The organism is Pseudomonas sp. 22082, from assembly GCF_052046055.1.
GTDB lineage: Bacteria > Pseudomonadota > Gammaproteobacteria > Pseudomonadales > Pseudomonadaceae > Aquipseudomonas > Aquipseudomonas pharyngis.
On sequence record NZ_JBQEQB010000009.1, the window covers coordinates 1 to 8,447 of the forward strand.

At 60.0% G+C, this 8,447-nt stretch carries 8 protein-coding genes and 2 tRNA genes; 2 read left to right on the forward strand and 8 right to left on the reverse strand.

The annotated features are described in order from the left end of the window. The 6 genes from ACTJK9_RS12440 to ACTJK9_RS12465 all read right to left on the reverse strand — a co-directional run. The coding region (locus ACTJK9_RS12440; protein WP_440814101.1) for a DUF6531 domain-containing protein at positions 1-1,713 on the reverse strand (1,713 nt) is incomplete at its 3' end. 226 nt (positions 1,714-1,939) lie between these two features. Next, complete coding sequence (locus tag ACTJK9_RS12445; protein WP_085608825.1) at positions 1,940-2,347, reverse strand: SEL1-like repeat protein; 408 nt, start codon at positions 2,345-2,347, stop codon at positions 1,940-1,942. Then, positions 2,348-2,719 (reverse strand): hypothetical protein, encoded by a 372-nt coding sequence (locus ACTJK9_RS12450; RefSeq protein WP_003223109.1) that lies wholly within the window; start codon positions 2,717-2,719, stop codon positions 2,348-2,350. Next, positions 2,716-3,057: a helix-turn-helix domain-containing protein gene (locus ACTJK9_RS12455; protein ID WP_221399067.1), complete on the reverse strand. Its 342-nt coding sequence runs from the start codon at positions 3,055-3,057 to the stop codon at positions 2,716-2,718. Before ACTJK9_RS12455 ends, ACTJK9_RS12450 begins: the two co-directional genes overlap by 4 nt. Before the next feature lie 114 nt (positions 3,058-3,171). Continuing rightward, on the reverse strand, positions 3,172-3,627 hold the full coding sequence (locus ACTJK9_RS12460; RefSeq protein ID WP_007950434.1) for a YkvA family protein: 456 nt from the start codon (positions 3,625-3,627) through the stop codon (positions 3,172-3,174). A 297-nt stretch (positions 3,628-3,924) separates the two neighbouring features. Next, on the reverse strand, positions 3,925-4,647 hold the full coding sequence (locus ACTJK9_RS12465) for an FKBP-type peptidyl-prolyl cis-trans isomerase (RefSeq protein ID WP_039769851.1): 723 nt from the start codon (positions 4,645-4,647) through the stop codon (positions 3,925-3,927). 270 nt (positions 4,648-4,917) lie between these two features. Between ACTJK9_RS12465 and ACTJK9_RS12470 the strand changes: the two genes are divergently transcribed. Beyond that, positions 4,918-6,726: a di-heme-cytochrome C peroxidase gene (locus ACTJK9_RS12470; RefSeq protein WP_440814106.1), complete on the forward strand. Its 1,809-nt coding sequence runs from the start codon at positions 4,918-4,920 to the stop codon at positions 6,724-6,726. A 26-nt stretch (positions 6,727-6,752) separates the two neighbouring features. Further along, positions 6,753-7,889 carry a catalase family protein gene (locus ACTJK9_RS12475; RefSeq protein ID WP_440814298.1) on the forward strand — a complete coding sequence of 379 codons (1,137 nt, stop codon included), beginning with the start codon at positions 6,753-6,755 and terminating at the stop codon, positions 7,887-7,889. A 144-nt stretch (positions 7,890-8,033) separates the two neighbouring features. Here ACTJK9_RS12475 and ACTJK9_RS12480 read toward each other — a convergent pair. Both ACTJK9_RS12480 and ACTJK9_RS12485 read right to left on the reverse strand, forming a co-directional pair. Beyond that, positions 8,034-8,110 (reverse strand) — tRNA-Asp (locus tag ACTJK9_RS12480). Between the two features lie 19 nt (positions 8,111-8,129). Continuing rightward, positions 8,130-8,205: transfer RNA gene (locus ACTJK9_RS12485), tRNA-Val, on the reverse strand. Between the last annotated feature and the right edge of the window lie 242 nt (positions 8,206-8,447).

Below are 8,447 nucleotides of genomic sequence, written 5' to 3' on the forward strand. Positions count from 1 at the left end.
ATCGCGCCAAACCTGATAATCGACCGCAACCAGATGCGCTCGCTCATAGCGCAGCAACAAGGAACGGCCAGCCCCGTTGTCCAGGCGCTGAATCCGGTCGGAAAGATCCCGATGCACCGTCAGACGATTGCCATACGCATCGCTGACAGCCGTCAGACGCCCAACCCGAAAGTGATAAAACCGCGCTGCGTCTCCCGCCAGCGCAACGATCAACTCCTCCGGCTCATCCCCCAAAAAGATCGCCGCCCGCGACAAGCTGTTGTGAATGGCCGGCCGCTCGACACTCGGCAACGGAAACCGCGTGCGCCGGTTCTCATGGTCGACCCAGACCACCGAAGCGCCATCAATCTCCAGCCGATGCGCCAGCGAATGACTCCAGCCAAACCCCAGCCCGACGTCGATCTCGGCCGCACTGCTGCGGTACAACCGGCTGAACTCGAATGGCAGCAGCCCATCGAGCACACCATCGGTCAGCGTTAGCAGCTCTTCGCCGGTGACCATCGACACCGGACAGCCATTGGTGCAGGTCCTCGGCGCACAATCGGCGCTGTCACCGTTGGGGTTCTTCGCCTGATCTGGCGTGTCGTCGTGGTGCTCGTCTTTTTTCAGGGAAGCATTACGCCGGGCATCCCAGCGCAATTGCATGCGGCCCTTTTTCACCCCGGCGGCGATGCCTCGTGCGGCGACGGTTTTGTACTGGTTCACGTAGCCGATGAAGGTGCTGACGATGCCGAACATCGCCTTCACCAGGCGCGTCACCGCCGACAGCAACTGAGCGCCACGCTCCGCCAGACGCAAGGTCAGATACGCAATCCCCGCCCCGGCACCGACAAAGGTCAGCACAACGCTGATCAACACATCGATCAGCAGTTGCACCACCACCATCGAGACGGCCTCGGCGGTTTTTCCGGCGACTTCACTGGGTGGCAGCATTTCCAGCCAGAGGCTGGCGGTACGCAGCAACAGGCACAGCGCCGCCTCGTCACTGACGAGCAGTTGGAGCTGCTCCATCTTTTCGGGCATCGACACCGCGAACTCGGCCAACGCTGTCGCGCTGTCTCCCAGACGACCACCAAACTCGAGCGGATTCTTGAGAATCTCCGACAGCAACCCGATGCTGTCCCACACCCCCTCGATCGCCGCCCAGCTCCCGGCCAGCATGCCATTCCCGGCTGCTGTGGCCACCGACTGCGACCATTGCGGCTTGAAGCCCTGCCATTCGCTGCGCAGCCAGCCATCCAGCTGCCGAGTCAGGCCATCGTAGGATTCGAAAAGCGCATCAACCTGCTGCTCGCTGGCCTCGCCGTGCACCACCACCCGATAAAACTTGCCCGCCTCACCGGTGAACTCCCCTTTGCCCTGAGCATCAAGGGTGACGGACTTGACTGCGCCGCCCTCCACCGCCACCACATCGACAACGATGCCGCCCAACGGAATGTCGTACGCCGACTCGAACTTGCTCTCGATCTCCATCGGCCCGCTTTCCGGGCATTGCACGACCGCAGAAGAGAAGCGGTTGTCGTCAATCGCGACTGCCGTACTGTGCTCGCCGAAACGGATGACCCGCTCCATCCCCATCAGCGACGGCAGATCGGCCGCATGACTGACGCCGTCTGCCGAGCGACTGAGCCAGTGCTTCAGCTGTTCGCGATAGAGATCGAGGGTGCGGGGAAAGCTGTCGAGTTCTTGCTCGATGCGGGTGACGGCATCCATCAGCGCATTCCCATGCGCATGGCGAAACGAAAAACCGGGTCAAACATGTGCGTTCCCTCGCGCAAAAATCAGGCGAGGGACTGTGCGGGGGATCAATCAGAAAAGAAGTCAGGCGAGTAGGCAGAGGATGTAGGAGAAGTCTGTAACTGATTTTTTATCGAATTGCAGACGCAAAAACGGGGCGGGAGGTTTCCCTCACGCCCCGTTCACGGAACAGATAATTTGCTTATTGAGAAGCGTCTCGGCCGGCCAGCTCTTTCAACTTGAGCTCGGCCAACGGATGCCCGGCCTTGGCGGCCATGGTCCACCAGCGAGCGGCTTCCGAAGGATCTGGCGCTTTGCTCGGCGTACCTGCAAGACTGATGACACCGACCTGATACGCCGCTTTGCCATCCCCGGCCAGCGCTGCCAGTCGCAACAACCGCACACCTTCTTCACGCGCGCCCAGGCCAACCCCGCGAAACGTCAGGATGTGCCCGTAAAAACTTTGCGCGCCGACATCGCCCAGGTTGGCCATGCGCGCAAATTGCCCTTCGAGCCAGCGCCAGCCACGGGGCTGACGGACAAACCACGACCAGTGAAACAGCCTACGGGCCAGCCAGTAACTTGCCCGCGCCTTGAGTCGTAAAAACACTCAGGCCTCCGCCGATTCCGGGTACTCGTACTCAAACACCCGTACCACTTCCGAGGCATGCCAGGAGGCGGCGGCAACACCGTCGGACGGCCCGGAAAAACGCCCCAGACGCTCGACACACTCAAAGAAACCGGTGCGTGGCAGGCGACTTGCACCCTGGCTGATCACCAGCGAACTGCGCAACGGTTGTTCGGCTTTCGCGTCCAGTGCAGCGAGATGCTCCAGTGCAGCGGTCAATGTCTGCATGGCCGGCGTGGGCAGTTGCAGGCGTTCAAGCAAGGCTCGATAAGTCAAAAGATGGCGCTGCCTGCGCGCCTGATCCAGCTCCCCCAGCAATCCGTCCCAATGTTGACGACTGATGCGTACGCTCACGATTGTTCCCTCCACCCTGGCACCGTCAACTCCCAGGCCAGGCTGCGGCGAATCGCGGCGTCGGGCAGACGCTCGCCACTTTCAATCATGGCCAGGTAAGACGGGCTGATGCCTACCGTGCGGGCCAGCGCCTCGATGGCGATGCCCTTCCCTTCGCGCAAACTGCGTAACTGATCCAGACCTGGAAGAATCGGGTCCGGGGTTGCCGCAAACGGCGCTGGAGCCGGTTGCGACGGTGCTTCGTTGATGCCTGCTGCTTTCAGTAGAGCCTGATACTGAGCCCATGGCAGAACCGCATATTCGGGTTCGCCATCGCGTGCAATTATCTGAATATCCATGACTACCCCGTAGGACAACAACACTTAGCGAGTCGGCACTTTTCCCTAGAAGTGTAATCCTAACAGCGGCCAAGGTCGTGGGGGGTATCTATCTGTATAAGAGGCTGTCGTGATTCAGGACTTTTTCGGCCCCTGAAGCTGAAGTTGCTCGGGCGTATCGGGCAGACGCTCGACCACTCTGAGCTTTTCCGGCGCCTGGCGCTGACGCCACAGGCGGAAGGCGTTCAGTTCATCGTCGAGGGTTTTCATCAGCCAGGCGAGAACGGCGATGTCATCGAGCATGCCGAACATGGGAATGAAATCCGGGATCGCATCCACCGGGCTGAGGAAGTACATCAGACCGGCCACCACCGAAACGATCGCCTTGGCGCTGATCGCGCGGTATTCGCCGCGCCAGTACGCCAGGCACAGCGCCTGCAACAGACGCAAATCGTCCTTCAGCTTGCCGAGGCGATTGCCTTGGGCGGCGCCTTTGCTGGCCACGGCGAACAACAAGGTCGGCAAGCGGCCTCGAGCCAGCAGTCGTCCGGCCAAAGGCAGGAATCGGGCGAAATTCCACGGCGCTTTCATTTATTTCTCCCGTTGAAATGTTATCCACACAAATTGTGGATAACCTTGTGAACAGAGCTGCATTTCAGCGCTGAGAGCCCCGTTTCATAAGGGCTGCGCTCAGATCGGGCGTTTTTTACACACATAAAAAAACCCAATATTTCATTGACTTGGCGGCTCCGGGCGTCTAGCGCGGGCAACCTTAAAGTCTAGGACTGCCATGACCGGCATCGGTTCGGTCTGTTTACGCCGACCATCGTCCAGATGCAACAACGCCCCGCATAAGCGAGGCGTTGTTGTTGAAACCGGTGCCGATGCTTATTGCTTGGCGGCAGCGGCGTCTTCTTTGGCTGGATCCTTGATACCCAACAGTTCCAGGTCGAAGACCAGAACCGAGTTGGCCGGGATTGCCGGGCTTGGCGATTGTGCGCCGTAAGCCAGATCGCTAGGGATGTACAGCTTGTACTTCTCGCCAACGTGCATCAGTTGCAGGCCTTCGACCCAACCCGGGATCACACCGCTGACCGGCAGATCGATCGGGCTGCCGCGCTCGACGGAGCTGTCGAATACGGTGCCGTTGGTCAGCTTGCCGGTGTAGTGAACGGTCACGACATCGGTAGGCTTGGGCTGTGGGCCGTCGGCTTTCTTGACCACTTCGTACTGCAAGCCGGAAGCGGTGGTGGTCACGCCAGCCTTCTTGCCGTTTTCTTCGAGGAATTTCTTGCCGGCGGCTGCCGACTCTTCGCTCATCTTGGCCATGCGCTCTTCGGCACGCTTTTGCAGCGCGGCGAAAGCTTCGACCAGTTCTTCATCTTTCAGCTTCTGTTCTTTCTTGCCAACGGCATCTTCGATGCCCTGGGCTACCGCTTTGGAGTCCAGATCATCCATGCCTTCCTGAGCAAGGCTCTTGCCCATGTTCAGGCCGATACCGTAGGAAGCTTTTTGCGCCGGGGTTTTCAGCTCTACGCTGGTCTGCGAATCACAACCCGCGAGTACCAGGCTAACCAGGGCAACCGCCGCCGCCAACCGATGCTGTTTCATGCTATTTCCTTGTTCATGCGCCGAAAGGGCAATCGAGTAAAGCCGCGAGCTTATCAGGCCGCCACGACCAATGGCTACCGGCATGAGAGCAGGAATCTTCCGATAAGTTCAGGGATTAAAACGCATTTGGCCAACGCCGTGATGAAGCTTCTGTCATCTGGCTCTGACGACAATTGATGTCACCTCCCACAACACTTGGCGTAATGGCCACTTGCCGCACACCACCCGCCTCAGGCATAACAGCGCAACAAATCGACAAGGATGTTCATCTTGCGCCTCTTATACCGTGTGCTGACGCTGATCGTGGTGCTGCTGGGACTGGTTCTGGCGGTGGTTCTTTACTATGTCGCCAATCCGAGATTGCCCTTCCCGACGCCCGCGAAACAGGTGCATTACCTGAATCAGTGGACTGAGCAAGAGCGCCAGACCTACTACTTCACCCCACAGGGGACGCAGGTCAAAGGCTTGCGTTACGAATGGTTTCAGGCGCTGGAGCTGCCGTTCTCGCAGCAACGCTTCGCCTCCCCGGAATACCTCGCGCGCTTCGGTTTTCTGATCGATCCGCAGCAGAAAGCCACGCCGGACAACCCGGGCAATCTGCCGGTGGGTTTCGCCAGGCATCAGAATCCCGGCAGCTCCGAGCAATATCTCGACATCACATGCGCGGCCTGCCACACCGGCGAATTGCACTTCAATGGCCAGGCAGTGCGCATAGACGGCGGCTCGGCTCAGCATGTGTTGCCTTCCAGCGTTCCTACATTGCGCGGCGGCAGTTTCGGACAGGCATTGGTCGCCAGTCTCACCTCGACTTACTACAACCCGTGGAAATTCGAGCGCTTTGCCCGCCACGTGCTGGGCAACGACTACGACGCACGCCACGAACAACTGCGCAAAGACTTCAAACGCTCACTGAACACCTTCATCAAAGTGGCCTGGAATGACACCCATCGCGGCCTCTACCCCACCGAAGAAGGCCCCGGCCGCACCGATGCCTTCGGGCGTATCGCCAACGCGACCTTCGGCGATGCGATCTCCCCAAGCAACTATCGCGTGGCCAACGCCCCGGTGGATTACCCGCAGCTATGGGACATGTGGACCTTCGACTGGGTGCAATGGAACGGCTCGGCGCAGCAACCGATGGCGCGCAATATCGGCGAGGCGCTGGGGGTCGGCGCCACGCTGAATTTCTTCGACGCCAACGGCCAGCCGCTGCAGGGCGATGACCGCTATGCCTCCAGCGTACGTGTGCGTGATCTGCACAAGATCGAAGAAACCCTGCAAAAACTGCGACCGCCGGCATGGCCTGAAGAGGTGCTCGGCGTCATCGACAAACCCTTGGCGGCCAAGGGCCGAGCCCTGTTCGCCGAGAATTGCGCCGGGTGCCACGTACCGCGCCAGACCCAGGAAGGCGAACGCTGGGTGCAGCACCTGCAGATGCTACCGGTGGATGTCATCGGCACCGACCCGAATGCCGCCAACAACATTGCCAATCACCGTTTCGACCTGACCGCCCTGCAATGGAACCTGGCGGAACTCGAACAAATGGACGTGAAGTTACACCCCAAACCCAAGGAGCCGCTGGACCTCAGCCAGCTGTCGGTGGCCAAGGGACTGGCTTACGTCACCGCCTTCGTGGAGAACCGCGCGTACCGCGAAGCCGGCGTCACTGCTGCCGAGAAACCCCGGCTCGACGGCTTCGGTCTGCCGATTGGCGTTCGCGAAAAAGTCGCCTACAAGGCGCGTCCGCTTGCTGGTGTATGGGCCACGGCCCCGTTCCTGCACAACGGCTCGGTGCCGAGCCTTTATCAGTTGCTATCACCTCAGGACGAGCGCGCCACCACCTTCTATAAAGGCACCTTCGAATACGACCCGCGCCATCTGGGCTACCGCACCGAAGCCTTCACCAACGGCTTCCTGTTCGACACCCGCATCACCGGCAACCACAACAGCGGCCACGAATTTCGCGCTGGCGAGCGCGGCAACGGCGTCATCGGCCGACTGCTGCAGCCAGAAGAGCGCTGGGCGCTGCTCGAATACCTGAAAGTGCTGGGCGGCCCGCTGGAGGCGCAACTGCCATGATCTTCAATTCCTTCAAAAGACCTTCGCTGCTCGCGCGTTTCTGGCTCTGGCTGGGACGGATACTGGGCAAAACCTTGCTGCTCCTGCTGGTGATCGGCCTGATCGGCTGGGCCCTGGCGACCGCCTGGTTCGCCTGGCAGCACCGGGGCCCGGTGTCGGCGCTGGAGCAGGTTCCGGACGGCGAGGCCGCCATGACCCAGGACGTAATTCAGACCGCCGTGCGCATCGTCGATCAGCACCGAGAAAGCACCCGCTACCTGCGCGACGCCCATGCCAAGGCCCATGGCTGCGTTAAAGCCGACGTGCAGGTATTGCCGGATCTGGCGCAAGAGTTGCGCCAGGGCGTCTTCAGCGAACCGGGCAAGCTGTGGAAAGCGACGATGCGCCTGTCCAACGGCAACGCTTATCCGCAATTCGACAGCATCCGCGATGCCCGGGGCATGGCGCTCAAACTGCTCGATGTGCCGGGCAAGCAGTTGCTGGGTGACCGTCAGGGTCTGAATGAGCAGGACTTTGTGATGTTCAGTCACCCGAACTTCTTTGTCAGCGATGTCGCCGAGTACCGTCAGAATGTGGCGGCGCAGGCTGATGCCAAGAAGGTCATGGCGTTTTTTCCGGGGTGGGATCCGCGCCAGTGGCAAATTCGGCACCTGTTCATTGCGCTGGCGACCCTTTCGCCACCACCAGAGAGCCCGACACGTACGACCTACTTTTCGGTATCGCCCTACAAGTTCGGCGAGGCCAATGCCAAGTTCCGGGTGATGCCGGATCCGGAGCGCTGCCCCACATATACCTTGCCGAAACAGAACCGGGATCTGCCGAACTTCCTGCGCACCGCGTTGAATCAACAGCTGTCGACCGACCGGATACCGGCGTGTTTCGTGTTGCAGATCCAGCGCCAGGACGCGAACAAGTACATGCCGATCGAAGACACCAGCATCGAATGGCGCGAGCAGGACAGCCCATTCCAGACAGTGGCGAGGATCACCCTGCCCCCGCAGGACTTCGACACCCCGGCGTTGAACCTGCAATGCGACAACCTGTCGTTCAATCCCTGGTTCGGCATCGACGCTCATCGCCCGATTGGCGGGATCAACCGCCTGCGCAAAGCGGTGTATGAAGCGGTCAGCGATTACCGCCACAGCCGCAACTCGGCGCAATAGCAGCGCCAGAAACGAAAAAAGCGACCGGCAAAGGTCGCTTTCTCATGTTCAGGCCCGGCAAAGCCAAATCCCGGACAGCAAAAAGCCCGCACCAGGCGGGCTTTCTGTGGTGATCTGGCGTTCAGTGTTCCAGATAACCGAATATGGCGCAGCGGACGGGACTCGAACCCGCGACCCCCGGCGTGACAGGCCGGTATTCTAACCGACTGAACTACCGCTGCGCGAAACGCTTGAAACGAATGGTGGGTGATGACGGGATCGAACCGCCGACATTCTGCTTGTAAGGCAGACGCTCTCCCAGCTGAGCTAATCACCCTTCGCTTCGTTACGGGGCGCATTATGCCACAAGTTTTCGTAAAGTATTGATTTAATTGAAGTTTTTTTCAAAAAAATCCGAAAACCGGTGAAACGATACATCCCGCATATACAACTTGAGGCAGAAAAAAACCCGCCTTGGCGGGTTTTTCCGTGGTGACCTGGCGTTCAGTGTTCCAGGTTACCGAATATGGCGCAGCGGACGGGACTCGAACCCGCGACCCCCGGCGTGACAGGCCGGTA